A 24,771-nucleotide genomic window follows, 5' to 3' on the forward strand; every position below is an offset into this window, starting at 1 on the left:
CCAAAAGGTTTCTTTTAAGCCGTTGATATTCAATCGTAAAATTTTTGACTTCAGATGAGTAGATATGCCGGAAATGCAAACGGCGGGCTCGTGGCCCGCCGTTTCCGGTTGTTTGCGCGTGAATTCGCCGTCTGACTGATTCTAGTGAGCCTAGAAGAGGGACAGCACCGTCTGGTCTGCCTGAGAAGCGAAGGACAGCGATGTCGAGGCAAGCTGCTGACGGGTCTGAAGAGCCAGCAGGTTCGCACCTTCCTCGTTGGTATCCGCCAGGGTCAGGAGACCCGCGCCTTCCTGCAGAGTATTGATCATAGTCTTGGTATAATCCTGACGGATCTCGACTGTCGAAAGGTTTGTACCGAACTCGGAAGCCTGGGACCGCAGTGTCGAAAGCCCATTGTTCAATCTGTCAATGACCCGATTGATATCGTTGTCCGTTGCAAAGCCTGAATCGCTCAGTGCCGAGATAGTCACACCATCGGAGTCCGCCGTGTAATTCTCCGCGGCGAAGTCGACATTATCGCTGGTCAGCGCAAGGTCGGTTTCACTTTCGATCGCAATCCTGCCGGTTGACGTGTTGAATTCCGCGGAAACGCCCCTGAAGTCGTTGATGTAGTTCACCAGGTCGTTGACCGTTGATTCTTCATCGATCTCGTACGAGCCGAGTTCGTAGCCGTTGCCGTCGGTCAGGGTCAGCGTGTCGCCGACGTCAAACGAACCGCTGTCGATCAGCGTGTCGGAAGTCGTGGCGAATGCCGTGGCATTGACCGAGACAAGCTGTGCCGTGGTGGACACATCGTTCTGAAGAGCGATGTCCTCGTTGGAGTAGACGGTGACCTGACCGGTACCTTCGTCGAATTCCGCACGAACACCTGGAACGCTCTCGATGGTGTCGAGCAGGTCCTGAACGGTGGTTCCGGCCGTAACTGCCAGCGTGGAGCCGGTAATGACAGCGGTGGTGGTGCCTTCGTTCAAGGTCAGCGTGTTGGTCGTCGAAATTCCGCTTGCGGATGCGAGCAGCGAGCTGGAGTTCAGCGCCTGGCCATCTGCGTCCGTAAGGGTGAAGGTGTTTTTGCCGCCTTCCAGCTGAAAGGATGTCGCACTGCCTTCGCCTTCCGCCAGATCCGAGAGGTTCAGACCGGTGGACAGACTGGTATCGGTGTAATCGACGGCTTCGATTTTCAGCTTGGACGTGGAGTCTTCGTTGAAGATCGTGGTGAGGTCGTTGCCATCGCCGGCAAGCAGATTCTTGCCCTTGTAGGAGCTGTCTTTCGCAATGTCTTCAATCTGTTCGAGAAGGGCATTGTACTGCTGCGCGAAGGTTTTGCGCTCGTACTGGCTCTGTGTCTGCAGAGCCTGGTTGGCTTTCGCCTTAGCGGTTTCCACCAGATCCGTAATGGTCTGGATACCCTTGTCCGCAGCCTTGATGGTCTGAAGGGATTGGCCCATGTCGTTCAAAAGGGTCGACAGGTCACTCGCACGTGAATTCAGACCGGAAGCGGTGAAGAAGCTGTTCGGGTTGTCCAGAGCAGAGTTGACCTTCATGCCGGTGGCCAGTTTGTTCTGGACGCCGGACATCAGATCTGCGGTGGATTGAAGAGTAAGAAGGTTCTGCCGAACGGCAGCTGACAGGGTGATGTCCTTCATCAGTTTATCCCTTTCCTGGGGTCGCAATGTCTTCTGCTCTTCCTGAGCAGGTTGATTAGGATCATCTCCTGTTAACCCTAATCATTGGTTAACTGGATCGCATTTTAGGGTTAATGAGACGTTAACCGATTGAAAAGGAGGATGAAATTCATCAACGACAGGGAAGGGGGGTGGGCTTGCCCTCAGGCAGGAAACGAAAAAAGGCGGGCCTGAGCCCGCCTTTCCTTGTCTTGAAAGCTTTTTGGAAAGCTTAGAAGAGTCGCAGAACGTTCTGGTCCGCCTGTGCCGCGAAGGACAGCGAGGTGGATGCCAGGCTCTGACGGGTCTGCAATGCCAGAAGGTTTGCGCCTTCCTCATTGGTGTCTGCCAGGGTCAGTTTGCCGGCGCCTTCCTCGAGCGTGTTGATCATGCTCTTCGTGAAATCCTGACGGTTTTCAACGATGGAAAGATTGGTGCCGAATTCCGACGCCTGCGTGCGCAGGGTGCTCAGTGCCGTGTTCAGGCGGTCCACAGTCCGGTCAATGGCGGAGTCCGTCGCAAAACCGGAGTCCGACAACGCGGAGATGGTGACACCGTCACTGTCGGCTGTGTAACTGTCCGCATTGAAGTTCGAGTTGTCACTCGTCAAGGCCAGATCAGTTTCACTTTCGAGCGCGATCTTACCGGTTGAGGTATTGAACTCCGCGGAAACGCCCTGGAAGTCGTTGATGAAGTTGACCAGGTCGTCAACCGACGAATCTTCTTCGATCTCGAACGAGCCGAGTTCGTAGCCGTTGCCGTCGGTCAGGGTCAGCGTATCGCCTGTTTCGAAGGAACCACTGTTGATCAGCGAGTCGGAAGTCGTGGCGAATGCCGTGGCATTGACCGAGACAAGCTGTGCGGTTGTGGAAACGTCGTTCTGAAGAGCGATGTCGTCGTTGGAGTAGACGGTGACCTGACCGGTGCCTTCATCGAATTCCGCACGAACACCTGGAACGCTCTCGATGGTGTCGAGCAGGTCCTGAACGGTGGTTCCGGCCGTAACTGCCAGCGTGGAGCCGGTAATGACAGCAGTGGTGGTGCCTTCGTTCAAGGTCAGCGTGTTGGTCGTCGAAATTCCGCTTGCGGATGCGAGCAGCGAGCTGGAGTTCAGCGCCTGGCCATCTGCGTCCGTAAGTGTGAAGGTGTTTTTGCCGCCTTCCAGCTGGAAGGATGTCGCACTGCCTTCGCCTTCCGCCAGATCCGAGAGGTTCAGACCGGTGGACAGAGACGCGTCGGTGTAGTCGACGGCTTCGATTTTCAGCTTGGACGTGGAGTCTTCGTTGAAGATCGTGGTGAGGTCGTTGCCATCGCCGGAAAGCAGGTTCTTGCCCTTGTAACCGGAGTCTTTCGCCAGATCTTCAATCTGGGTCAGCAACTCGTTGTACTGAGCCGTAAACTGCTTGCGCTCATACTGGCTCTGTGTCTGCAGAGCCTGGTTGGCTTTCGCTTTTGCGGACTCAACCAGCTTGGTGATGCTGGAGATGCCTTCGTCAGCAGCCTTCAGTGTCTGAACCGACTGGCCCATGTCGTCCAGAAGAGTGGACAGATCATTTGCACGCGAAGTCAGGCCGGACGCCGTGAAGAAGCTGTTCGGGTTGTCCAGAGCGGAGTTCACCTTCTTACCAGTGGCCAGTTTGTTCTGGACGCTGGACATCATTTCAGCAGTGGACTGAAGAGAGGAAAGGTTTGCGCGAACCGCGCTGGAGAGAGTTACGTCACCCATTGTGTGTCCTTTCTAGGAATACAAGATACATGGACCCTTCCTGGGTCCGGCGACATAAAACGACTTGGGGACGTAAGAAAATCTAAACAAACGTGGTTAGCGCCCGTTAACCTTAATGCAAGGTAAACAGCTTGGTGCAGTATTTGTAACCGCTGTTCTTGATCAGTCCTTCCGGTGAGACCGGAAATCGGGGTTCGAAGACTCTGGGAGGGAAGGTGAGGGCAATAGACGATTGCAGCGCCGTACAACGGACAAGGTGGCTTGAAACACGTCTGGCGCGATTTGCGGGTCTATACGGGAAAGCGGAACTTGTTGGAAGGCGGGGATGAATTGTTCATCCGGTCCGGCTGAAGCCGTGAGACTTTTCCCAGCCACCGCAAAACGGTCCATTGCCTGGAAGCGGGAACCGGGTCGAAGAAAATGAAAATGCTATGGAAGAAGATGCCAACCAACATGTGGCCGGATAATTTGGGGCCAGACAGTTTGCGGCCTGCCTTGCGCAGCCGCCGCCGTGTCAGATCACCAGTTGAACCGGCTTTGTTGACGTCTGGCTTGACTGGTGCTCTTCCATTGTCCTGGAATAAGCCCTGAGGCGCAGCAGGGTTTCGCTCGGAATTTGCCGCACGACCTGACCGGTGTCGGTATTCGTCGCGACGTAGACCAGACTCTCGCTGTCCGGATCCAGAACGTTGCGGCGCTCAAGGCGCGGCGTGAGCGGATCCGGCTGCTTTTGCTGGTCGCGTGGGTTGTTTGCCGCCCTTTGGCCGTCACTGCCCTCGTCGGAGGGTTTGACAGTCGCTTCTGCCGGCAAATCAGTTTTTGCTGCGGGGGCGTTTCGCTCTGGAGCCCGCGTAACCGGCGTAATCGCCGTGTACGTCGGCGATGGCGGCCGGGCCAATCCCGTGTCCATCATCTTCTCTCCGGGTTACTTGATACAGATACCCTAGCAAGCACAAGGTAACGTAGGGGAATGAATAATTTGTTAACGAAATAGATACGATTTGAAAGGTTGCTTTCCCGGTGATTCGAACGCGCCTGATTCGCTTCCGCAAGGGCCGCGGGTTCGCCGGGCATTCCGGGGTTTTTTGCAGGACGGGGAGGGGGACACGGGGGGTATGTACTTGAGGCTCAGCCGCCGTCAAATCGCCAACTAACTTGCAATGCAAGGTAGCTTGTATTAAATCTTAGCGATGAATAACGGCGTGGCAACTTCCGACTCTCTCCAGGTTCAGCTCAAGAAAGGAGCGCTGGAACTGTGTGTGCTTGCCATGCTGTCGCGCAAGGAAAGCTATGCCTACGAGATTTCGAGCGAGTTGGCAGAGGCCGTCGGGATCGGAGAGAGCACGATCTATCCGCTCATGCGCCGGATGCAGAAGGAAGGCCTGGTGGTATCTCGCCTTGTCGAGTCGAACAGCGGGCCATCGCGCAAATACTACATGCTCACCGAGGCCGGACGACAGAGGTTGGAACAGCAGGCCCGGGATTGGAGAACCTTCATGACGTCCGTAAACAGGATTGTGGGAGACGGCCGGTGACCCAAGAGCAGTTCCTGAAAGAGCTTCGCCGCGCGTTGGCGGGTCTCCCGGCGCCTGACATTGAGGACATCGTTGCGGACTACCAGTCCTATTTCGCGGACGCCCTGTCAGCGGGCCGGAAGGTTGAGGATGTTGTTGCAGCCCATGGCGATCCGCAGCGACTGGCTCAGGAACTGCGCGCGGAAATAGGCCTTCGCCAATGGGAAGATCGTCACAGCCCCAGGAACTTCTGGAATGCAATGCTTGCATTGGCCGGTCTGGCCGCAATCGATCTCATCATATTGTTTCCCGCCATGCTCGTTCTCGGGTTCGTGGTCTTGATCCTGTTCTTCGTCTTGTCGCTGTTCGGCGTGATCGGCATCGGAACGCTTCTGGATCTTTTATCGGCCAGCCACGATCCGGCTGAGGGCTCCTGGGTCTATCTTCTGTTCCGCAGCATCGGATTTCTTGCGGCTTGGGTGGGCGGGGTGGTTTTGCTGGTCGTTGCGCTCCGCCGGGGAATGACCCGGCTGACGCGCTACGCGCGGCTTCATTACCGGCTGGCAAGGCCTGGCGCCGCGGGTATCCGGCCTGCGAGCAGGTGAAAATCAGACGCGGATGACTTCATGGGAGACGAGCTTAAATGAAGCGCCGCGCTGTAACCTATATCTTGGCTTTGCTGATGATCGTCATCACGGTGACGGTCTATCTTGTCCTGACCGGTGAGAACGGGCTCTCGCGCCCGAAACCGCCTGGACGGTCGATTGAAGTCACACGGCTCGACCCGGCCGAGATCCGAAATCTTGGATGGAAGACGGACGGGTTGGACGAGGTGTTCAGCCATGTGGCCACGCTGAGCACGGATTCGCTGATGATCGTCACGGATGGACAGGTTGTCGGCGCATTCGGGGATCTCTCCAGACCTTACAACGTGCATTCCATACGAAAATCTCTTCTGAGCACTCTGATAGGCCGGCAAATGGCTTCAGATGCAAACCAACTGCGTCTCGATGCGACGCTTCAGGAACTCGGCATCGGTGATGCCCCGGTACCGCTGACAGAGTTACAGCGGCAGACAACCGTGCGTCATTTGCTGAAAAGTGTTTCAGGTATCAATCACCCGGCAGCCGCATCGGGCAGTTTGCAGGCGGAGATCGACAGGCGTCTGGGGCACAACGAGAACCAGCCAGGCACTCGCTGGGCTTACAACAACTGGGACTATAATACCCTGACGACTGTCTTCGAGAGCGAAACAGGCACCGGGATTGCCGAGGCGTTTGATTTCGGGATCGCGCAGCCGATCGGGATGGAAGATTTCGAACGGTCTGCCGTGGCGTATATCTCCGATGCCAGCCGGTCCGAACACAGGGCTGCAATGTTCACACTGTCCGCACGCGACCTCGCCCGGATCGGAGAGCTCTATCTCAACCACGGCCGTGCCGGCGGACAACACGTTCTTGCGGAAAACTGGGCAAGACTCATAACACAGGATTTCACTGAGACGGGTATTGGCGGGGTGAGATGGGGCCACGGATATCTGTGGTGGATACCCGGTCCGGAGACCGGCCTGCCCGAAGGGACGTTCTGTGCATGGGGGCTGGGAAATCAGGCACTCATGGTTATCCCGCGATGGAATACCGTGGTTGTCCACCAGTCGGACACCACGGAGTTCTGGAAACGGTTTGTGCCGTTGGTCCGCGATGAGGGCATGACCGGAGAAGCTGCCATAGAACAGCTCATTCTGTCATGCCGCGAAGCCGCCGCCCGTGAAATCGAATATTGCAGCGAGCATCGTTTCATCACGCGGCGCGAATTTGATAAACTTATATCGTTGATCGTTGCCGCACGAACATAGAGCGGCTGAAGAAACGGCAATAAATTCGCCTGACTTCAGCGTGTGGCGTCTTCCTGAACCCGCTTGAACTCGACACGCTGTAATACATCGGCTTCGTCCGCATCTTTCCAGTTCGAACAAGGCACGCAAAGCTCGGCTGTGCCCGCCATCGTCTCCTGGGCGATTTGTATTCTCTTGTGAGCAGTATCTGCTCGTGGCCTCGGATTACAGTCTTGGATAGTGTCAAACGGCATGGACAAGATCCCCGGAGTGTCATCTCGCGCCCTGTCGCAATAGACCTCATTCCCAGCGTTTCAACTGCGAGATCATACAAAAAAGCTCCCGGCACCGGGAGCTTTCGGGCAGCAAGCTGCCTCATGTCAATTCATGTCATCTATGGGTCCGTGACCTAAAGGGATTGATTAACAGCTATGCCGTGCGCCAACCGCGGACCGGTCGGCGCCGAACCGTTGCGCCCGTAGGTCGTCGGCGCGGTCGCGTTCTTGGCGCCCGCCACCTTGGCGACCGTGGCGACAATGTTGCCGGCCACATCGCGTGCGGTGGAGAGCACGGCCAGATTGATCCGCAGGACAGGCTGGAACTCGCCGTGCTGGCGGCGCAGGGCCTGCGTCGCGGCCGGTGCGAGATTGCCGAGCGCGACCGCGTGTTCCTTGGCGGTGATCATGCCGCGCGTGTATTCATGGATAAGGCGGGCCTTGTCCGGCTGGAGATCGCCGGCTTGCTGCAATTTGCCGGCCCGCACAAGATCGGTTTCCATTTCAATGACGGACAAAAGCGCTTCCATGGTGCCGGACAGAGCCTTGCAGAATGTTTCCGCGTCCTGGTAGCTCGTTGGCCGTTCCAGGGAAAACGGGAAGGTATTCGTATCTGGTTGAGCTGTCATCTGGCCCCCTCCTGCAAAGAAAGCAATTCGCGTTCCACGCTATCGGCCAGTCCGATGCCGCCGTTTTCAGCGATGGTGCGTGCATATTCGTCGATCAAAAGGCTCTGCCAGGCATCCGCCCCGTGACCGCTGCCCCAGGTGCCGCCTTCGTCGAGGCCGGTGAACATGTTCTGGAGCATGGTGTTCAGGAACACCGCTTCAAATTCCTGAGCCGCCTTGCGGACCGAAGTCTTGTCGTTCCGGTCGATGCCTCTGATCGAATCCATCGGGTTCGGCTGGCTTGTGGGTGGTGTTATCGCCTCAAACATCACAGCACCTCGATTTCGGCCTGCAGGGCGCCGGATGCCTTGATGGCCTGCAGGATGGAGATCATGTCCCGGGGACCGATGCCCAGAGCGTTCAGGCCGTCGACCAGCTGTTTCAGCGTGACCGTCTCCGGAACGATCGCAAGTTTGGTCGCGCCGTCCTCGTTGACGGAAACCTCCGAGCGCGGCACCACGGCGGTTTCTCCGTTGGCAAAGGGCAGGGGCTGGGAGACCTGGGGGGTTTCGGCGATCGTCACCGTCAGGTTGCCCTGGGCGACGGCCACCATGGACACCTTGACGTCCTGTCCCATGACAATAATGCCGGAATTCTCGTCGATGACGACGCGGGCGGCAAGGTCGGGTTCGATAATCAGCTGCTCGATATCCGTCAGAAGATCGACGATGTTGCCATCATAGCGTTGCGGCAAATCGAGGCGCACCGTGGCCGGGTCGAGCGGTTCGGCGGTCGGCAGGCCGATGAGCTCATTGATGGAGAGCGCGATCCGCCGCGCGGTGGTGAGGTCCGGATTGCGCAGCGCGAGCCGCAGGGTGGTCAGGGAGGCCAGCTGGAACTCCAGCTCACGCTCGACCAGGCCGCCGTTGGCGATACGCCCCGCGGTCGGAACGCCGCGGACAACGGAGGCGGCGTCGGCCTGGGCCGAAAAGCCGCCAATTGCGACCGATCCCTGCGCGATGGCGTAGACTTCGCCGTCCGCACCGACCAGCGGCGTGACCAGAAGTGTGCCGCCCTGGAGCGACCCCGCGTCTCCGAGCGCGCTGACATTGACGTCGATCCGTGTACCTTGCGTGGAAAAGGGCGGCAGGTTGGCCGTGACCATGACCGCGGCTACCGTGTCGGTATTCAGATCGACATTGCGGGTATTCACGCCGAGCCTTTCCAGCATCGCCTGCAGGCTCTGTTGGGTGAAAGGGGAGTTGTTGAGGGAATCGCCCGTGCCGTTGAGGCCGACGACAAGACCGTAGCCGATGAGCTGGTTTTCCCGGATACCTTCGAAATCGGAGATATCCTTGATACGGGAGGCGGCAAACGCAGGCGTCAGGAAAACAGCAGTCCCTATGATAAAGGCCGCTGAAATGCGCGTGATCCGCGCGGTCCATCCGGAAATCTTTTCACCCAAATTTCGCATCACTGTATCTGGCCCGCTTTCCCGATCCGGCGAAACCTGCCGGGGCACATATTCTTGTATTGCGTAATGCGAGAGCCGTGCCACTTTCAGACGCCCTGCTGTTCTTTCGATTAAATTGCCCGGATTCTGTGTGAATTGCTGGTATAATCCCAAGCATATCCACGTAAGTTTACCGATCCGGGTAAAGAAAGTGCATTTGCCGGGCGGCAAATATTGCCCAACCTGCAAGGACTCATTTACCCTTGTCGGCAGAATCTGACGGGCAGGAGTCCGTACTCTAACCTTCAGATGGACCGGAAAAGAAAATGCGTATCACAGGCAATAAACCGATCACTGGCGTCCAGGGGAAAGGGGCGAAGAAGCGGAGTCCGTCCGGCGCGGATCAGTTCACACCCGATCTCGGCACGGAAGTCTCCCAGACCGCGCAGACCGCCGGCGGGGCCTCTATCCAGGGGATGGACGCGCTTCTTGCACTGCAGGAGGTCGATGAAGTCGCCGAGCGCCGGTCAAGGGCAGCAAAACGCGGACATTCGATGCTCGATTCGCTGGAGGCCGTGCGCGCCGATCTGCTCGCCGGGCACGTCTCGGAAGACAGGCTGGAGTTGCTCGCGCAGGAGGTTTCCCGGCGCCAGTCCAGCGGTGATCCCGATGTCGATTCGGTGATGGACGAGATCGAATTGCGCGTCAAAGTCGAATTGGCGAAGCTCGGCCGATTCCTCGATTGATGCGCCGCGCGGGCGAGTGAAATATACGTCAGTTGTGAGTTAAATTTTCACAACGGTTTGAAAGATCTGGTATTTCCACGTTTTCATTTTTTCAAAATGGACCGTTGTCGGCTGGAGGAAGCGGCTATATATTGCGCCCGGCCTAACGGTAATCCGGAGCTATCGATGACGGTTGAAATAGAGTCTGACTACCGACCCTCGGAAGACGAGCCGTTCATGAATGACAGGCAGCGGGAGTACTTTCGAAACAAGCTGCTTTCCTGGAAAGAGGATATCCTGAGAGAGAGCAAGGAAACGCTCACCAATCTTCAGGAAGAAAGCCAGAACCATCCCGACTTTGCAGACCGTGCGTCGTCCGAAACGGACCGCTCGATCGAGTTGCGCGCCCGCGACCGGCAAAGGAAGCTGATTTCAAAGATCGACGACGCGCTGGAACGTATTGTCGACGGGAGCTATGGCTATTGCGAAGAGACGGGCGAACCGATTTCGCTGCGGCGCCTCGAAGCCCGGCCGATAGCTACCTTGTCGATCGAAGCCCAGGAAGCACATGAACGCCGCGAGAAAGTCTACCGCGACGACTGATTTTCCAAAGTTGGCGGTGCCGCCGCGTAACCGGTGAACTTTCAAACCTTCCCCTCGCGGGAAGGTTTTTTCGTGACGCCGCGTCGTCGCAGACACGTTGAATGGCTTATCCCGCGATCTTGTCGGCCATCACCGAAATTGTCTGGACGTAAACACTCGCCTTGTTCCATTTCGTCAGGACTTTGTAGTTGGCTGTTCCCGGGCCCCATCCCTGGCCGCGGCGCCAGCCGTGCTGCGCCAGATAATTTGCCGTCGAAGCCAGAACGTCCGGGATCGACCGGATTAGGTCGCGGCGGCCGTTGCGGTCATAATCGACGGCGTATTTGACATAGGATGACGCCAGAAACTGGGTCTGGCCGAGTTCGCCTGCCCAGGCGCCCTTCATTTCTTCCGGTGACATGTCGCGCCGCTGAACGATGGTCAGGGCGGCAATAAGTTCGTTGGTGAAGAAGGCCGAGCGGCGGCAGTCATAGGCGAGGGTGGCAAGAGACTGGAGCACCGGCATGTTACCGGAAAAGCTGCCGTAGTTGGTTTCCAGGCCCCAGATCGCCAGAATGACGGGCGCCGGAACGCCGTATTTCCTTTCAATGCCCGCGAACATGCGCGCGTAGGTCTGCCCGAGCTTCTGACCGCGCCGGATCATGGCGTTGTTGACCCGCTTGGCGTAGAACTGCTCGAAGCTCAGCTTGAAGGATTTCTGGCCGCGGTCCAGCCGGATGACCTTGGAGTTGTAGCTGACATTCTGCAGGGCCTGCTTCACGATCCTCGGCTTCAGGCCATGTCGGGAGGCATCGGCGATAAAGGATTGTTTCCAGGTTTCAAAGCCCGCGGGCCCGTTGCCGCAACTGGCGCTCCAGGCCGGAGAGGAGACACATAAACCGAAACCGAGGCAGATCATAATCAACTGGCGCATGGAAATCCTATAAAATCTCAGAAGAACCGGTCGGGATATTAGAGCGTCAGGCGTTAATTTGGAATTATTTGATGGCGGAAAGCAGTTCATTGGGCGATGCGCGATGCGGTGCATCGGACAAGCGGCGCAACGCTGCCGACGGGCTGCTTTCCACCACCCGACGGCGTCATCCAGACAAGGCAGCAAAGAAACCTGATTTTCCGGCGGGGCAGGTCCCGGTGACCGCCTATGGCTCATGCCGGATGAAAAGGGAATGGCTTGGCGCATCGGCGCGCAGGCATCCGGCCTCAAACGCGTCGTCCGCATTGAACGGTACTCCAGGCAGGTTTTCATAATCCGCGATGATTTGCCGATGCGCTTTCAATTCGTCTTGCAGTCTCTGCTCGAGCGTCTGTTTCGCCGCGCCTTTATGGTAGCCGTGAACCCCATGGATGAGCCGGGGCCTCAGCACGTCAAAGCCCAGGTAACGGAAGGTGTAGGCGAGGGGCCAGAGCAGCATCTGGATGTCGCCTTCCTTGCCGTTATGAGCGCTTTCCGCCGCCCTGGATCCGGTGGTCGCACAGAAAAGCACGGTTTTGCCGCGGAACAGGCCAGCGTCGAAACGATTGTCCGTATCATGCATGCCGCCATTGACCAGAACCCTTTCGCACCAGCCTTTGAGCATGGCGGGCGGGGCGAACCACCAGACGGGGAAATGGAGAATGATCCTGTCGGCTGAGCGGACCTTGTCGATTTCGCACTGGACGTCCGCCGGCAACCGACCCGCCTTTGCCGCTGCTTCCTGCGTTTTCAGAACGTCGTAGGGATCCGTCACGCTGGCAGGCGGATAGTGAGCGGGACCCTCCGCCGGATTGAACCCCATGGCGTAAAGGTCGGACCGCAGCACCTCGTCACCAAGCGACAGGCAGGCCTCTTCCGTGGCTTCAGCCCATGCGGCGTTGAAGGATGTCGGGGCGGGGTGGACAAGTACGATCAAGGTGGTCGTCACGGATTTCATCCTCATTGGAACCCACACCTCGTCATTCAAGGATCCAACCTTATCGCGGGTTTGCGGAAAAGAGAACGGGCATGGCGCTCGGGGAGCGAGACGCCATGCCCGTCGTCAGCCGGAGCCGCAGGCGCTTCTAGAAAACGCCGCCGGCGGCCGGCCGGGGGGACTTTGGATCACGGGCCCTCGATCGTGGATCGAACGGGTCCGTGACCTGATCAGGGGCCGGCTTAGAACGGCAGCAGGATATCCAGGACCTGGTTGCCGACGCGCGGCTGCTGGACATCGGATATCTGGCCGCGGCCGCCATAGCCGATACGAGCTTCGGCGATCTGTTCGCTGCCGATGCGGTTGTTGGCGGTGATGTCTTCCGGACGGACGATACCGGCGACAATCAGTTCGCGGACCTCGAAGTTCACGCGGACCTCCTGGCGGCCCTCGATCACCAGATTGCCGTTGGGCAGAACCTGGGTCACCACAGCGGCAACCGACGTTTGCAGCGTTTCGTTGCGATCTACACTGCCGTCTCCCTCGAAACTCGAGTTGCTGTTGGTATTGGCGAGATCGCTGGCCGCGACGCTGGCCGGCAGGAAGATTGTGTCGATGGCCGTGCCGAGCGCGCCGCCGACGCCGGCTCCGCTGCTTTCCGAACGGCTGCGTTCGGTCTTGTTTGCGATTTCGGCCTGATCGTCGATGGTGACCACAACGGTCAGGATGTCACCGACCTGGCTGGCGCGCTGATCCTTGAAGAAAGCGCGGCTGCCGGATTGCCAGAGCGAATTGGGATTGTAATGCGCCTGCTGCGGATCCGGCATGGGCATTTGCACGGGACGGTAGCCCGGGGTCGTGGTCGGATCCTGAATGGCGTTCAGGGCCGGTTGCTGGCCAACATTGGCGAGCTTGTCGGCGGTGCCGCAGCCAGCTGCGAGAGCGCTCAGCGCGATGCTCGCAAACAGGTGTCTGGGAAGAGAAGTCAGCATTATCTGGTCTCGCTGTTCAAGCTTGCAACAACAGGATTGGCGGCATGGACGCGTACTTGACCGCGGGAGGAAACAGTCGCCGGGACGATGCGCCGGGAATGGAGATTCATGACATCGATGACGTCGCCCTTGGCGCCGTCATCCATGGCCTGGGCGCGCGATGTCAGTTTCATGCCCAACAATTCGTAGGTTACCGTGACCTTTTCACCCCGGCTGATCAGCACTGGACGCCGGAAATCGTTGCGGGCGAGCGGTGCATTGGCACGCAGACTGGTGCGCGCTTCCTTGCCGGCAATTTCCGCGGCATCCAGGATGGCGCCGGCGGGCACCTTGCTGCGTGCGAGCCGGATAACGGCGATATCGTTTTCGTTGAGAATATCGCCGCGGCGGAGCGGCTGCGCCAGGGTCACCACCTCGATCATTTCCACAGCCGTGCCGCTCAGGGTTACGGGCCTGGTGCCGTGTTCGACCGCCACGGTGGTAAAGATGGTGAAACGCCCGCTCGACTGCGACCAGTCGACCCGGTCGATCCGAACGGGGTCAGTCACTTTCGGATCCGCTAGAATCTGGTCGGGGGCCTGAGACAGCCTGACATCGAGAGTGTCGGCGTCGACACCGGCATTGCGTTCGGCAACGGCGGTGCGGACCAGTCCTTCAAGGCGCTCGCGGTCGAACCTGGTTGCTCCCCGGTGGACGACAACGGTGCGCAATCCGTCGGTGCCGGCGACTTTCAGGCCCGCTTCCCGGGCGCGCTTGGCGACCACGTCCGCGGCCACATTGCCTGACGTCCCCATGTCCGGCGAACGGAAGAGGGGTTTCGATGCCAGCAAGCCGGCGTTTGAGTAAAAGTCGCCGACGGTTACGATATCCGACAGGGTCAGGACCTGTGAACGCAGAACGGGGCGATCTTCCGCGAGCGACACTCCGCCGGCAAGGCCCGCCAGCAGGAGGGCGATCGCGGCCTTGAGAAAGTGTTTCATCATCTCAGCCTTCCCTTCTTAGCGGAGGTTCGTGGTTGTGGAGTACATCTCGTCGGCTGCCTGGATGATCTGCGAGTTCATCTCATAGGCGCGTTGCGCCGAGATGAGATCGGCGATTTCCGTCACCGCGTCCACGTTGGCCATTTCAAGGAAATACTGTGCGACGCTGCCGAAGCCGTCATCGCCTGGATCGCCGGTCTCCGGCGCGCCACTGGCATCGGTTTCCCGAAAGAGGTTGTCGCCGATGGCCTCGAGGCCCGCCGTGTTGACGAACCTGACCAGCTGGACCTGTCCGAGCTGGACGGTGTTGCCTGCCTGATCGACCCCCTGAACGTCACCGGTGTTGGAAATGGTGATGTCCAGGGTGGTTTCCGGAATGGTGATACCCGGGTTGACGGTATAGCCGTCAACGGTCACGAGCTGGCCGTTGGCGTCCCGCTCGAACGATCCGTCCCGGGTATAGACCGTGCTGCCGTCCGGCATGTCGATCTGGAAGAAACCTTCGCCGCGGATCGCCAGGTCGAGCTGCTTGCCGGTCTGTTCCAGCGAGCCTTGCGACATGATGCGGGTGGTGGAGGCCAGCTTGACGCCGGACCCGACCTGAATACCGGTCGGAACGATCGTTCCGGCGTCGGATGTCTCCGTGCCCATGCGGCGCAGGTTCTGGTAGAGCAGATCCTGGAAATCCGCCCGCTGCTTCTTGAAGCCGGTCGTGCGCATGTTGGCCACGTTGTTCGAAATGACTTCGACATTCAGTTCCTGGGCCTTCATGCCCGTCGCGGCGATATGGAGTGCTTTCATGTTCTTATTCCTCGATGCCGCTTAGGCCTGAAATTTTCCAAGGGTTCCGATGGCCTGCCGGCGCAACTCGTCCAGGTCTTTCACGACCTTGGACGTGGCGTCGTAGGCGCGGGTGACCTCGATGAGCCGGGTGACTTCGGTGACGCCGTAGACATTCGAGCCTTCGACGGCCCCCTGAACCATGCGCACCTGGGCGGCGGGGATGGGGTTCTCACCGGCAAACAGGGTGTCGCCGATTTTCTCGAGGGTCCGGGCGTCTTCAAAATCGACGACCTTCATCTTGCCGCGGATGCCCTGCTCGGTCGCGATCGTTCCGTCCTTGGCAATCTCCACCCGCCCATCCTCGACCGTAAAGGTGATGGGACCGGCGTCGGTCATCACAGGGTACCCGCTGGCCGAGATGAGCTGGCCGGTCGAATCCAGAGCGAAGGCACCGCTGCGGGTATAGGCCTCCGTGCCGTCTGGCATCTGGACGGCGAAGAACCCGTCGCTGTTGAGCGCGAGATCGAATTCATTGCCGGTCAGCTTGATCGAACCGTGCTCGAAGTCGGTCCGCGTGGTGAACATGTCCGTGTAGGAAATCTCGCGGTCCTGCGGCAGAAAAGCGGACGCGTCGGCGACGGGCATGAGATATTCAGAGAAATGCAGATTTTGCGACTTGAATCCGACCGTGTTGATGTTCGCCATGTTGTTGGCGACCACATCCAGCTGATTCCATAAATTCGACTGCCTCGATAAGGCAACTAGTTGAGCGTTCTCCATGGCGAACGGTTCCCTTCATGCTCCCCGAAAAGCCGGCCGATCTCCCCAGATCCGCAGGCTCGTTAAGGTTAATGCACACAGCGTGCCAGTTTTTAAATCGTTGGGAAATCTGGGTAAAAGCTTAAAGGGGCGGATGCATGCGGCAAGAGATTCCGGCAGAACTTAACCAGTTGGCAATATTTGCCCGGTGACTCGCGTCAACGGGGTGCATCCAATCGTTAACCACTCGTTAACCATTAACTCTTTAGTAATAAATTAGCGCGCGCGAGCGCAAGCTTGAAGCGGAGTGCGGAATGGCGGACGAAAATGCCGCGGGCGACGAAGACGAAGACGCCGCTGCAGGCAGCGCCGGTGGGGGCAAGAAGAAACTGTTCCTGTTCGGCGGCATCGGACTCGTGGTCCTGCTTGCCGTGGGCGGTGGTGCCTATTTCTTCCTTATGGGATCCGACAGTCCGGCGCCGACGCCGGGCGAAGCGGATCCGCTGATGGAAGTGCAAAAGCCGGTGGTGTTTTACGACCTGCCGGAAATGACCGTGAATCTGGCGACGGACGGGCGTTCCACCTATCTCAAGGTCCGGATCGCCCTGGAAGTTGAAAACCGCGGGATGATCGACCAGATTCAACCGTTTCTGCCGCGTATTCTGGATGCGTTCCAGATTTACCTGCGCGAGCTGCGCCCAGCGGACCTGGAAGGGTCTGCCGGTCTGTTCCGTCTGAAGGAAGAATTGCTCAGGCGGATCAATCTGTCGGTCTATCCGGCAAAGGTTGAAGGGGTACTGTTCAAGGAAATTCTTGTTCAGTAGGGTTTAATGGCTGATACCGACGAAGATGATCTGTCCGAAGAGGACATGGCCGATGCCTGGGGGGCTGCCCTCGCGGAACAGGGCACCGGCGACGACGAAGACGACGATCTGGCCGCGGCCTGGGGCGCTGCGCTAGAAGAGCAGGGAGCCGGGGGCTCCGACGACATGGCGGCCCAATGGGCGGCCATGATCGACGACAGCGAGCCGGATCTGGAAAACGCCACAAGAGGCGCCGACCGTGTTCTCAACCAGGAGGAAATCGACAACCTTCTGGGATTCAATATCGAGGATACGATCGCGGGTGATCAGAGCGGCATTCGAGCGCTCATCAACTCCGCGATGGTTTCCTACGAGCGTCTGCCGATGCTCGAAATCGTGTTCGATCGCCTGGTGCGGCTGACGACCACCTCTTTGCGCAACTTCACCTCGGACAACGTCGAGGTGTCTCTGGATTCCATCAGTTCCGTCCGTTTCGGCGATTACCTGAATTCCATTCCCCTGCCGGCTATTCTTGGCGTGTTCAAGGCCGAGGAATGGGATGGCTTCGGGCTGATCACGGTCGAATCCAGCCTGATCTATTCGATCATCGACGTGCTGCTCGGGGGCGGGCGGGGAACTTCGGCGGTCCGCGTGGAAGGGCGTCCCTACACCACTATCGAAACAGGTCTCGTGCAGCAGATGGTGGCGCTCATCCTGCAGGATGCGGAACAGGCCTTCGCGCCGCTTTCGCCCGTTCACTTCAACCTCGAACGGCTGGAGACCAACCCGCGCTTCGCGGCGATCTCCCGCCCGGCCAACGCGGCCATCCTCGTGGAGCTCAGGATCGATATGGAAGACCGGGGGGGCTCGGTCGAGATCATGATGCCCTACGCGACGCTGGAGCCGATCCGCGATCTGCTCCTGCAGATGTTCATGGGGGAGAAGTTCGGCCGCGATCCGATCTGGGAAGGACACCTGGCCTCCGAGATTCACGCGGCGGAAATCGAGGTCGACGCCGTCCTTTACGAAACCTACCTGCCGCTGGGGCGGATCCTGAGCCTGGATGTCGGCCAGACGCTGGTGTTCGACGTGACCCCCTCCGATCCCGTGTTGATCAAATGCGGCAATATTCCGTTGACGGAGGGGACGCTCGGAAAAGTGGACGATTCCATTTCCATCCGTGTCGCAAAGAATTTGCGCAAGCCGAAAATGTCCCTGGCTGCATTCGAGCGCGCCATGCAAAGCGAAATGGAGAACTAATGACCACCTTGCCACTCGGAATGATTATCGAAGGGATGGTCTCTGTTTTGTTGCTGATCACGATCGGTTACTGCTGGATGCTGAACAAGCGCCTGCAGCGGCTGCGCGCCGACGAGCAAGTGCTGCGGGCGACCATTTCCGAACTGATGACGGCCACGGAAATCGCCGAACGGGCGATCCTGGGCCTGAAGACCACCGCCGCGGAGGCTGACAAAACCCTCGGCAGCCGTCTCAAGCAGGCGCAAACCATGTCGCACAGCCTGGCCGACCAGCTGGGCGAAGGCGAGAAGGTGTTTACCCGCATCACGCAGATTGCCGAAGCGGCCCGCTCGGCGATGCCGCAGCGGGAAAGCGCTCCACGCGGCGAGACCTATGCGGTTCAGGCACCGGCCGCGGCGGCGGCCTACGTTCCTCAGGCGCAGAGCTATGCGCCCGCCTCTCACTATGGCGATCCGGCGGCTGCGGAAATCGAGCCAGAGCGCAAGCGCAGCCGGACCTCCGATATCCGCAGCGCGGCAGCGGAAGCGACGGCACGGCTTGAGGAGTTCCGCAGGCGCAAGGGCGCTGCGGCATGAACTTGAGACTGCTCCCATTGCTGGGGATTTCGGCAAGCGCCCTGCTTGCACTGAAGCTGCTCGGTCTGGTGCTGGGGCCCGACAGCGGCAATCTTCCCATCAATGGCGCAGTCGCGCAGGAAACCGCGGCCAGCGATGATGCCGGTGGAGCGCCGCCCGAAATGACGGAGGAAGGTGCTCCACCGCCGCCGCCCGGGGGAGATCTGCCGGATCAGCCGGTCTTGCCGGACAATCTTGAAATCGGCGGCTCCGCCGCCGAGCGAGCCGTTCTGGAAAGCCTCGGGAAGCGCCGGGAAAACCTTCAGCAGCAGGAGGGGCAGCTGGACCTGCGGGAAAAACTCCTGCAGGCGACAGAGGAACGCATTCAAAAGCGGGTGGATGAACTGAAGAAGCTGGAACAGCGGATCGAAGCCGCCGTCGGAGAAAAGGAGCAGAAGGAGCGAGACGAGATCGCGGGGCTTGTCACCATGTATGAAAGCATGAAGCCAAAGGATGCCGCCCGCATTTTCGACCGGCTGAGTCTTCCGATCCTCCTCAAAGTGGTCCGCCAGATGAAGCCGAGGAAAATGGCCGATATCCTGGCGCGTATGTCAGGTGAATCCGCGGAAAAGCTGACCGTGGCCATTGCCGGCGATCCGGATGCATCCGCAGAAGCCGCCAAGCCGATGCAGGCCCAGGCGCCTGTTCAGGACAACTTGCCTAAAATCCCGTCAAACTGAGCGAAACACGCGTATTTAAACGCGTCGCGTAAGGGCACGTTAAGAACAGAAAACTAATAATGGTGTGTTGGCGTTATCCGAGGACAGAACAACTTGCCGGGATCATTCCTGACTATTGGTAAAAGCTGCTATTCCGCCCATTTCGGCGGAAGGCGGGCGCTTGCGCGCCTGGCCGCGGCTGCTGCCTGGTTGAGCCTGGCCCTGACGATCTGTGCCGGACTTTCCCCGCTCAGGGCCCAGTCGCTCGAGCCGGTGAATGTCGACGTTTCCCAGAAAGACGGATATGGCCGGATCGTCCTGACCTTCAAGGACCGGACGCTGCTGCCGATCTACGATGCCCTGATCACCGGCGGCGTGTTACGGATCTCCTTTGAAGAGCCGATCGATATCAATGTCGATGACGTGCCGCTCGACCTCAAGGACTACGTCGCCATCGCCCGCCGCGATCCCGACGGCAGCGCCATCCGGTTCGCCCTGAAGAACCAGTTCAAGATCAACACGCTGGAGGCAGGGGAAAAACTCTTCGTCGACATCCTGCCGCTGGACTGGCAGGGCCTGCCACCGGGATTGCCCGACGATGTGGTGCGGGAACTGGCCAAGCGGGCCGAGGCGGCCATGCGCAAGGTGCGCGCCCTGGAACAGGCACGGCTGAAAGTGCAGGAGGGGCCGGAGGTCGCCCTTCATGTGGGTGAACACCCGACCTTTACCCGGCTTGTCTTCGATTGGTCCATCAGGTTCGATACCGCGTTCGTGCGCGAGAACGACATCATCAAGGTGACGTTCAATCATCCGGCGCAGCTGGATATCTCCCATCTGCGCGCGCATCTTCCACAAGGGGTCATCGATGCCACCTCGTTCCTGGATCAGGGCAAGCTCAAATTCCTGATGCGCATCGAGCCGTCCGTCGATATCCGCGCCTTCCGCGAAGAGCAGACCTATGTCATCGACGTAACACCCGAGAACATGACTGCGAACGATCCGGCCAACGCCATGATCAACCGGGAATTGTCGGTCGAGGACAATGAAAACCGGAAAGAAATGATCACCGCCCCGGGCCTCAGGGATACGCGCGAGGTGAAAGATCCACGGGGTCTGCCCTCTTCCGGTCCGAGCGTTTCGGCAGGAAGCAGCACCTTGAAGGAATCGGCTGCTGACGATTCCCCGGCCTATACCGTCGTTCCACTGACACCGGCGAAAGATCAACAGGGCGCAAGGCTACAGGATTTCGAGCGGCCTCCGGCGGAAACACCCGATCTTTCGATCTCCGCGGCCACCGGCGGAGCGCAGGGACCCCAACTCGCGATGGTGCCCCGGTCCAAACCGGTTCTTTCCGCACAGTCCGAGACCGATGCCACCGCGCCAGCGATCGACACGCTTCGCGCGCCCGAGCTTGTCGCTTCCGTTCTTCCCGCAGCCGATGCGAGAGACTTCCATCCGTCTGACAGCCTGATCACTTCGGCAATTCCCGTTGCGGATAGCGGAAAGCCCGGAGAAGGTCAGCCGGGTGCGAAGCCGATTGTAACCGCACAGGCGGCGCCCGCGGTCTTGCCCGGGGCCATGCCCCTGTCCGGTTCGGCGCCGGAAGCACCTCAGGAGGAAGAGATCGTCCGGCAAGCGCCGATGCTCGATCTTTCCAAGCAGCAGGTCGAAACGCCTCAGGCTCAGGAGCAGGGCGGGGCGCAGGGTGAAAACGAAAATATCCCGAACTTGCAGCCGGCCGGAACACCTGACCGGACCGCCCAGGGGGAAATGCCTTCGCCTGGAGAGCCGACGCGGATGCAGGATACCCTGAGCCTGGGCGGATCCGACGTGCCCGCGGGCATCCGTCTTCCCAGCCGTCCGCAATCTGCCGCCCCGGAAGTCTGGCGGGCAACGGGCGGGCAGGACTTGACGCAGCCTCCTGCCTCGCCGGAAACGCCCCCGGCCGAGTTCGCGGAGGAAGTCCGCAACTTCGTATCGGCCGAGGCGCGCAGGATCGGTAACACCGTGCGCGTCGTCTTTCCCTTCTCGGAACCGGTTTCGAGTGCCGTGTTCCGCCGCAATGACAGCATCTGGCTGGTGTTCGACACCGACGCAACCATCGATACGAGGGGCATGGTCTCGGCGCTCGCCGAAACCGCCGAAACCATCGATGTCCATCAATTCGAGGATTATCAGATCCTGCGCATGGACATGAATGATCCCGTTCTGGCAACCGTGGGCGTGGACGGCAATGCCTGGTCGTTGGTGATCGGCGACATGATCCTCGAACCGTCCATTCCCCTTAAACTTGAACGCAATATCCGTGGTGACGGCGGCTCGGTGCTGCGGGTGCTCTATCAGGATCCCCAGAATATCCGACAGGTCGAAGATCCGTACGTAGGCGACACGATTTCCATGGTAACCGGCTTCGGTCCGCCAAGGGGACTGCTGAAACCTCAAAATTTCGTCGATCTGAGCACGCTGAGCTCAGCGCAGGGCATCGCCATCGCGTCGAAGTCCGATGGCGTGAAGATGAAGATCCTCGGCGACGACGTGATTATCGAAAAGGATGGCGGCCTTTCCCTTTCCAGCGAATATCTGCGCGGGGGAACCGGGGCGTTCAACAGGATCATCGATCCCGAGGAAAGCAATTACATCGAATTCGTGTCTCTGAGTACGGAAGGGCCGGGTGCCTACCGCTCAAGGCTTCAGGAGTTGCAGGACCGGCTGGCCAAATCGCCGGAGGGCAAACGCCGCAAGCCGCTGATGGCACTGGCCCGGTTCTATCTGGCCCATCAGTTTGCCCAGGAAGCGCAGGGACTGATGAAGCTGGCACTTGAGGAAGAACCGGCGCTGGCGGAGGACAGTTCCTTCAATCTGATGATGGGCGCCGCCCAGACGATGGCCAACCGCCCGGAAGAAGCTTATGCCCATCTGAACCGGCCCGAACTGAAAAACAGTCCGGATGCGGCGATCTGGCAGACGATCGTGGACGTCAAGCTGGGCCACTGGACACCCGCGCGCATTGCCATGCCGCGCGGCCGTGCCGTGGTTGGCAATTATCCGTCGGCCATCCAGACCGAATTCAAGCTTGCCGCTGCCCAGGCTTTGGTGGAAGTCAACGATTTCGGTATCGCCAACGGTATCCTGGCCGAGATCGAACCGAGCGAAGTCACGCGTGCGCAGGCCGCGCGCTACGACATCCTGCGCGGACGCGTCGCCGATGCATCCGGCCGCTCACAGGAAGCGCTGACGGTGTTCGATCTGGTTACGCGGTCCGAGGACAGACCGCGCGCCGCGGAAGCGGGATACCGGGCGCTGAGGATCCGTTACCGGGACGGTGAACTCGGGATAGATGAAACCATCGACAGGCTGGCCGGACTGGCCACTTCCTGGCGCGGTGATGAAATCGAGCTGAAGACGCTGCGGTTCCTGGCGCAACTTTACGCCGAGCGAGGCCACTATCGCGAAGCGTTCGAGGCCATGAAATCGGCTGTTCAGGCGGAACCGGAATCCGATACCACGCGTCTGCTGCAGGAAGAAATGAACGGCCTGTTCAATTCCCTGTTCCTGGATGGGAAAGCGGATGAAATGCCGACGATCAAGGCGTTGGCGCTTTACTACGATTTTCGCGAATTGACGCCAATCGGCCGTCAGGGCGACGAGATGGTCCGTCTGCTGGCCAAGAGGCTGGTGGAGGTCGATCTGCTGAGCCAGGCGACGGAGCTGTTGCGGCACCAAGTCGACAACCGGCTGAAAGGCGCGGCCAGAGCCCAGATCGCGGCGGACCTGGCAGCGATATATCTGATGGACCGCAAGGCGGACGAGGCTTTGCGTGTCCTGAACCGCACTCGGCAGGCGAGCCTGCCGTCCACTCTTGAACGGCAGCGCAATATCGTCGAAGCCAGAGCGCTTACCGAAAGCGGACGACCGGACCTCGCCCTGGAGCTGGTCCGCAACATGCGCGGGTCCGATGTCGACCGTCTTCGAGGCGACACTTTCTGGGCGGCTGAGAGCTGGCGGGAAGCCGGGGAACAGTTCGAGGCGATGCACGGTTCGCGCTGGTCGGACAACATACCGCTCGACGACTTGGAGCGCCGCGATATTCTGCGGGCCGGGATCGCTTTTTCGCTGGCGGGCGATCAGTTGAGCCTGGATCGGCTGCAGACGAAATACATGACGAAAATGTCCAACAGTCCCGAAGCGCTGGCCTTCGAAATCGTCACCCGGTCGATCGAAACCCAGGGTGTTGAATTCCTCGAGGTCGCCAACCAGCTGGCGGACGTCGATTCACTGGAAACGTTCCTGAAAGAGTATCGTCGCCAATACATGTCGCCCGACCGCAGTCCGGACCAGTCGACCGCGGCCTCGCAAGCCGGCGAGGTTGCCGGTTAGAGCGCGTCGCGTTCAAGCGGATTCGTGGATTCAGGAGGACGCCCGAGGCAGCGTTTGCGTTGCAAATGCGTTCGGGCGATTTCCTGAATTCAATTTAATGCGACACGCATTAGAGCCCTGCGTTCAGTTGAACGCAGACAAAATGCTCCGACACATTTGAACCGGTCAGCTTTCAGGATGACTATTGAGCAGCAAACTGCGGCCTGCCGTACCGGCGCGGGTTTCTCAGTTCGGCCTTGTAGCGCATGACCAGTTCGGGAATCGACCTCGTGCTGCGGTCAAGCCACCCGCTGCGGGCTTTGAGGAAATCGCGATAGGTCTTCTCGTGAATGCCGGTCTGCAGCATGAGGCGCATGATGGCGCCGTCCGCATCCGATTTCAGCGTGTCGGAAACGACTTCGTCGGCGAGATTGATCTTGCGGCTGATCAGCCAGATGGCGGCGTCAATGCGCCCCTGCTCGAACAGGGTGCGCAGGATGGCATCGAAGGACATCTCGCCATTGGCAATCTGGATGCTGGCCTCGTGGCGGGAGTATTTCACGCCGTCCAGCTCGATGCCGCCATCGCGCGGCACATCCTTGATTGAATCGGCCAGCCGTTGCAGATCTCCCGTTTCCAGAGCTTTCCTGAGCGGTGCGGGAATGAGCGGGCAATTGGTGTCGAGAATTTCCATCTGGGTCTGCAGGAATTGCGTGTCCTTGATCGCGCGCTTGGCGATACCGGCCAGTACTTCGGATTCCGTATTCGCGAAGATCAGAAGGGCCAGGGTTCCCTTGACGGAAAACGGGACGTCCGGATTGTCCAGCAACGCATGAACCACATCCCTGCTGCTGCGGGCGATCAGCGTGTCACAGATTTCCTCGCTCAGGTCGGTCCGACGGGCTACGGACAACCGCTTGTCGTTGCCACCGGCCTGGGCAATTTTCATCAGTCCGTTCTGGCTGATCATGGGAGAGCATTCAATGACTGGTTCGGAAAGCTCGTAATGTTCCTGAGCGAGCCGGTCGGCAAGTTCGGAAATGATGCGATCCGTCTTGGCGAGCCGGACGACCAGTTCGTAGCGAGCGTCCCGGTCAAGCTGGTCGAACACGGTCAGAACGATTCCGGAGAAGAGCTCCCGTTCCATCTCGCTGGGATGATAGTCTTCCGATCGGGCGTATTCCCCTACCAGCGTCCGGATGAGGTTTGATCTCGCTTCCGGTTCCTTGATCCTGGCGAGTTGTTCAAGTTGTTCTCGTATCACCGATTTACCACT

General features: G+C 59.3%; 23 protein-coding genes. 10 read left to right on the forward strand and 13 right to left on the reverse strand.

The window, feature by feature from the left end; translation table 11 throughout:
- Positions 1–150: 150 nt before the first annotated feature.
- The 3 genes from CLV41_RS24810 to CLV41_RS24820 all read right to left on the reverse strand — a co-directional run bounded on the left by CLV41_RS24810 (position 151) and on the right by CLV41_RS24820 (position 4,301).
- Entirely contained in the window at positions 151–1,644 is a 1,494-nt protein-coding gene (locus tag CLV41_RS24810; protein WP_103225179.1) for a flagellin N-terminal helical domain-containing protein, read from the reverse strand.
- Positions 1,645–1,894: 250 nt separating this feature from the next.
- Positions 1,895–3,388, reverse strand: a complete 1,494-nt coding sequence (locus tag CLV41_RS24815; protein ID WP_103225180.1) for a flagellin N-terminal helical domain-containing protein — start codon at positions 3,386–3,388, stop codon at positions 1,895–1,897.
- A gap of 514 nt (positions 3,389–3,902) precedes the next feature.
- Positions 3,903–4,301 (reverse strand): hypothetical protein, encoded by a 399-nt coding sequence (locus tag CLV41_RS24820; RefSeq protein WP_103225181.1) that lies wholly within the window; start codon positions 4,299–4,301, stop codon positions 3,903–3,905.
- Between the two features lie 355 nt (positions 4,302–4,656).
- On the opposite strand from CLV41_RS24820, the gene CLV41_RS27885 reads away from it, so the two are divergent.
- Genes CLV41_RS27885 through CLV41_RS24835 form a run of 3 tightly spaced genes read left to right on the forward strand, consistent with a single transcriptional unit; the run spans position 4,657 to position 6,757 of the window.
- Positions 4,657–4,923 carry a PadR family transcriptional regulator gene (locus tag CLV41_RS27885; protein ID WP_235867254.1) on the forward strand — a complete coding sequence of 89 codons (267 nt, stop codon included), beginning with the start codon at positions 4,657–4,659 and terminating at the stop codon, positions 4,921–4,923.
- Entirely contained in the window at positions 4,920–5,507 is a 588-nt protein-coding gene (locus CLV41_RS24830; RefSeq protein WP_170107310.1) for a DUF1700 domain-containing protein, read from the forward strand. Before CLV41_RS27885 ends, CLV41_RS24830 begins: the two co-directional genes overlap by 4 nt.
- Positions 5,508–5,545: 38 nt before the next feature.
- The gene (locus tag CLV41_RS24835) at positions 5,546–6,757 is read left to right on the forward strand and encodes a serine hydrolase domain-containing protein (RefSeq protein ID WP_103225183.1); all 1,212 of its coding nucleotides are present in this window, start codon (positions 5,546–5,548) and stop codon (positions 6,755–6,757) included.
- A 388-nt stretch (positions 6,758–7,145) separates the two neighbouring features.
- Here CLV41_RS24835 and CLV41_RS24840 read toward each other — a convergent pair whose 3' ends face one another.
- From CLV41_RS24840 to CLV41_RS24850, 3 genes are read right to left on the reverse strand one after another with little or no spacing between them, the layout of a single operon-like run.
- Complete coding sequence (locus tag CLV41_RS24840; RefSeq protein ID WP_103225184.1) at positions 7,146–7,640, reverse strand: flagellar protein FlgN; 495 nt, start codon at positions 7,638–7,640, stop codon at positions 7,146–7,148.
- Positions 7,637–7,948: a rod-binding protein gene (locus CLV41_RS24845; RefSeq protein WP_170107311.1), complete on the reverse strand. Its 312-nt coding sequence runs from the start codon at positions 7,946–7,948 to the stop codon at positions 7,637–7,639. Before CLV41_RS24845 ends, CLV41_RS24840 begins: the two co-directional genes overlap by 4 nt.
- On the reverse strand, positions 7,948–9,093 hold the full coding sequence (locus tag CLV41_RS24850) for a flagellar basal body P-ring protein FlgI (protein ID WP_103225186.1): 1,146 nt from the start codon (positions 9,091–9,093) through the stop codon (positions 7,948–7,950). Before CLV41_RS24850 ends, CLV41_RS24845 begins: the two co-directional genes overlap by 1 nt.
- A gap of 305 nt (positions 9,094–9,398) precedes the next feature.
- Between CLV41_RS24850 and CLV41_RS24855 the strand changes: the two genes are divergently transcribed.
- Positions 9,399–9,818 carry a flagellar assembly protein FliX gene (locus CLV41_RS24855; RefSeq protein ID WP_103225187.1) on the forward strand — a complete coding sequence of 140 codons (420 nt, stop codon included), beginning with the start codon at positions 9,399–9,401 and terminating at the stop codon, positions 9,816–9,818.
- Positions 9,819–9,983: 165 nt separating this feature from the next.
- The gene (gene dksA / locus CLV41_RS24860; RefSeq protein ID WP_103225188.1) at positions 9,984–10,400 is read left to right on the forward strand and encodes an RNA polymerase-binding protein DksA; all 417 of its coding nucleotides are present in this window, start codon (positions 9,984–9,986) and stop codon (positions 10,398–10,400) included.
- 106 nt (positions 10,401–10,506) lie between these two features.
- Here dksA and CLV41_RS24865 read toward each other — a convergent pair whose 3' ends face one another.
- The 6 genes from CLV41_RS24865 to flgF form a co-directional block, all read right to left on the reverse strand.
- Positions 10,507–11,313, reverse strand: a complete 807-nt coding sequence (locus CLV41_RS24865; protein WP_103225189.1) for a lytic murein transglycosylase — start codon at positions 11,311–11,313, stop codon at positions 10,507–10,509.
- A 226-nt stretch (positions 11,314–11,539) separates the two neighbouring features.
- A complete protein-coding gene (locus tag CLV41_RS24870) occupies positions 11,540–12,301 on the reverse strand; it encodes an NAD(P)H-dependent oxidoreductase (RefSeq protein WP_103225227.1) in 762 nt (253 codons plus the stop codon).
- Positions 12,302–12,531: 230 nt separating this feature from the next.
- Positions 12,532–13,281: a flagellar basal body L-ring protein FlgH gene (gene flgH / locus CLV41_RS24875; protein WP_103225190.1), complete on the reverse strand. Its 750-nt coding sequence runs from the start codon at positions 13,279–13,281 to the stop codon at positions 12,532–12,534.
- Complete coding sequence (gene flgA / locus CLV41_RS24880; RefSeq protein ID WP_103225191.1) at positions 13,281–14,264, reverse strand: flagellar basal body P-ring formation chaperone FlgA; 984 nt, start codon at positions 14,262–14,264, stop codon at positions 13,281–13,283. Before flgA ends, flgH begins: the two co-directional genes overlap by 1 nt.
- A gap of 15 nt (positions 14,265–14,279) precedes the next feature.
- Positions 14,280–15,062 carry a flagellar basal-body rod protein FlgG gene (flgG, locus tag CLV41_RS24885; protein ID WP_103225192.1) on the reverse strand — a complete coding sequence of 261 codons (783 nt, stop codon included), beginning with the start codon at positions 15,060–15,062 and terminating at the stop codon, positions 14,280–14,282.
- Between the two features lie 21 nt (positions 15,063–15,083).
- Complete coding sequence (gene flgF / locus CLV41_RS24890; RefSeq protein ID WP_103225193.1) at positions 15,084–15,824, reverse strand: flagellar basal-body rod protein FlgF; 741 nt, start codon at positions 15,822–15,824, stop codon at positions 15,084–15,086.
- Positions 15,825–16,117: 293 nt separating this feature from the next.
- Here flgF and CLV41_RS24895 point away from each other — a divergent pair, with 293 nt between their 5' ends.
- From CLV41_RS24895 to CLV41_RS24915, 5 genes are all read left to right on the forward strand, one after another.
- Positions 16,118–16,627: a flagellar basal body-associated FliL family protein gene (locus CLV41_RS24895; protein ID WP_103225194.1), complete on the forward strand. Its 510-nt coding sequence runs from the start codon at positions 16,118–16,120 to the stop codon at positions 16,625–16,627.
- 6 nt (positions 16,628–16,633) lie between these two features.
- Positions 16,634–17,866, forward strand: coding sequence for a flagellar motor switch protein FliM (gene fliM / locus CLV41_RS24900; RefSeq protein WP_103225195.1), 1,233 nt, complete (start codon positions 16,634–16,636; stop codon positions 17,864–17,866).
- Complete coding sequence (locus tag CLV41_RS24905) at positions 17,866–18,441, forward strand: DUF6468 domain-containing protein (RefSeq protein ID WP_208987717.1); 576 nt, start codon at positions 17,866–17,868, stop codon at positions 18,439–18,441. Before fliM ends, CLV41_RS24905 begins: the two co-directional genes overlap by 1 nt.
- A complete protein-coding gene (locus CLV41_RS24910) occupies positions 18,438–19,160 on the forward strand; it encodes a MotE family protein (protein ID WP_103225196.1) in 723 nt (240 codons plus the stop codon). Before CLV41_RS24905 ends, CLV41_RS24910 begins: the two co-directional genes overlap by 4 nt.
- 93 nt (positions 19,161–19,253) lie before the next feature.
- Positions 19,254–23,516, forward strand: a complete 4,263-nt coding sequence (locus CLV41_RS24915) for a tetratricopeptide repeat protein (protein ID WP_208987718.1) — start codon at positions 19,254–19,256, stop codon at positions 23,514–23,516.
- Between the two features lie 181 nt (positions 23,517–23,697).
- Here CLV41_RS24915 and CLV41_RS24920 read toward each other — a convergent pair whose 3' ends face one another.
- Positions 23,698–24,759, reverse strand: coding sequence for a DUF2336 domain-containing protein (locus tag CLV41_RS24920; RefSeq protein ID WP_103225197.1), 1,062 nt, complete (start codon positions 24,757–24,759; stop codon positions 23,698–23,700).
- Between the last annotated feature and the right edge of the window lie 12 nt (positions 24,760–24,771).

The organism is Roseibium marinum (genome assembly GCF_002906165.1).
Taxonomy (GTDB): domain Bacteria; phylum Pseudomonadota; class Alphaproteobacteria; order Rhizobiales; family Stappiaceae; genus Roseibium; species Roseibium marinum.

Coding starts and splice junctions, on each gene's coding strand:
- CLV41_RS24810 (WP_103225179.1), bottom strand. CDS start 1,644: ATGAAGGACATCACCCTGTCAGCTGCCGTTCGGCAGAACCTTCTTACT.
- CLV41_RS24815 (WP_103225180.1), bottom strand. CDS start 3,388: ATGGGTGACGTAACTCTCTCCAGCGCGGTTCGCGCAAACCTTTCCTCT.
- CLV41_RS24820 (WP_103225181.1), bottom strand. CDS start 4,301: ATGATGGACACGGGATTGGCCCGGCCGCCATCGCCGACGTACACGGCG.
- CLV41_RS27885 (WP_235867254.1), top strand. CDS start 4,657: ATGCTGTCGCGCAAGGAAAGCTATGCCTACGAGATTTCGAGCGAGTTG.
- CLV41_RS24835 (WP_103225183.1), top strand. CDS start 5,546: ATGAAGCGCCGCGCTGTAACCTATATCTTGGCTTTGCTGATGATCGTC.
- CLV41_RS24840 (WP_103225184.1), bottom strand. CDS start 7,640: ATGACAGCTCAACCAGATACGAATACCTTCCCGTTTTCCCTGGAACGG.
- CLV41_RS24845 (WP_170107311.1), bottom strand. CDS start 7,948: ATGTTTGAGGCGATAACACCACCCACAAGCCAGCCGAACCCGATGGAT.
- CLV41_RS24850 (WP_103225186.1), bottom strand. CDS start 9,093: ATGCGAAATTTGGGTGAAAAGATTTCCGGATGGACCGCGCGGATCACG.
- CLV41_RS24855 (WP_103225187.1), top strand. CDS start 9,399: ATGCGTATCACAGGCAATAAACCGATCACTGGCGTCCAGGGGAAAGGG.
- dksA (WP_103225188.1), top strand. CDS start 9,984: ATGACGGTTGAAATAGAGTCTGACTACCGACCCTCGGAAGACGAGCCG.
- CLV41_RS24865 (WP_103225189.1), bottom strand. CDS start 11,313: ATGCGCCAGTTGATTATGATCTGCCTCGGTTTCGGTTTATGTGTCTCC.
- flgH (WP_103225190.1), bottom strand. CDS start 13,281: ATGCTGACTTCTCTTCCCAGACACCTGTTTGCGAGCATCGCGCTGAGC.
- flgA (WP_103225191.1), bottom strand. CDS start 14,264: ATGATGAAACACTTTCTCAAGGCCGCGATCGCCCTCCTGCTGGCGGGC.
- flgG (WP_103225192.1), bottom strand. CDS start 15,062: ATGAAAGCACTCCATATCGCCGCGACGGGCATGAAGGCCCAGGAACTG.
- flgF (WP_103225193.1), bottom strand. CDS start 15,824: ATGGAGAACGCTCAACTAGTTGCCTTATCGAGGCAGTCGAATTTATGG.
- CLV41_RS24895 (WP_103225194.1), top strand. CDS start 16,118: ATGGCGGACGAAAATGCCGCGGGCGACGAAGACGAAGACGCCGCTGCA.
- fliM (WP_103225195.1), top strand. CDS start 16,634: ATGGCTGATACCGACGAAGATGATCTGTCCGAAGAGGACATGGCCGAT.
- CLV41_RS24905 (WP_208987717.1), top strand. CDS start 17,866: ATGACCACCTTGCCACTCGGAATGATTATCGAAGGGATGGTCTCTGTT.
- CLV41_RS24910 (WP_103225196.1), top strand. CDS start 18,438: ATGAACTTGAGACTGCTCCCATTGCTGGGGATTTCGGCAAGCGCCCTG.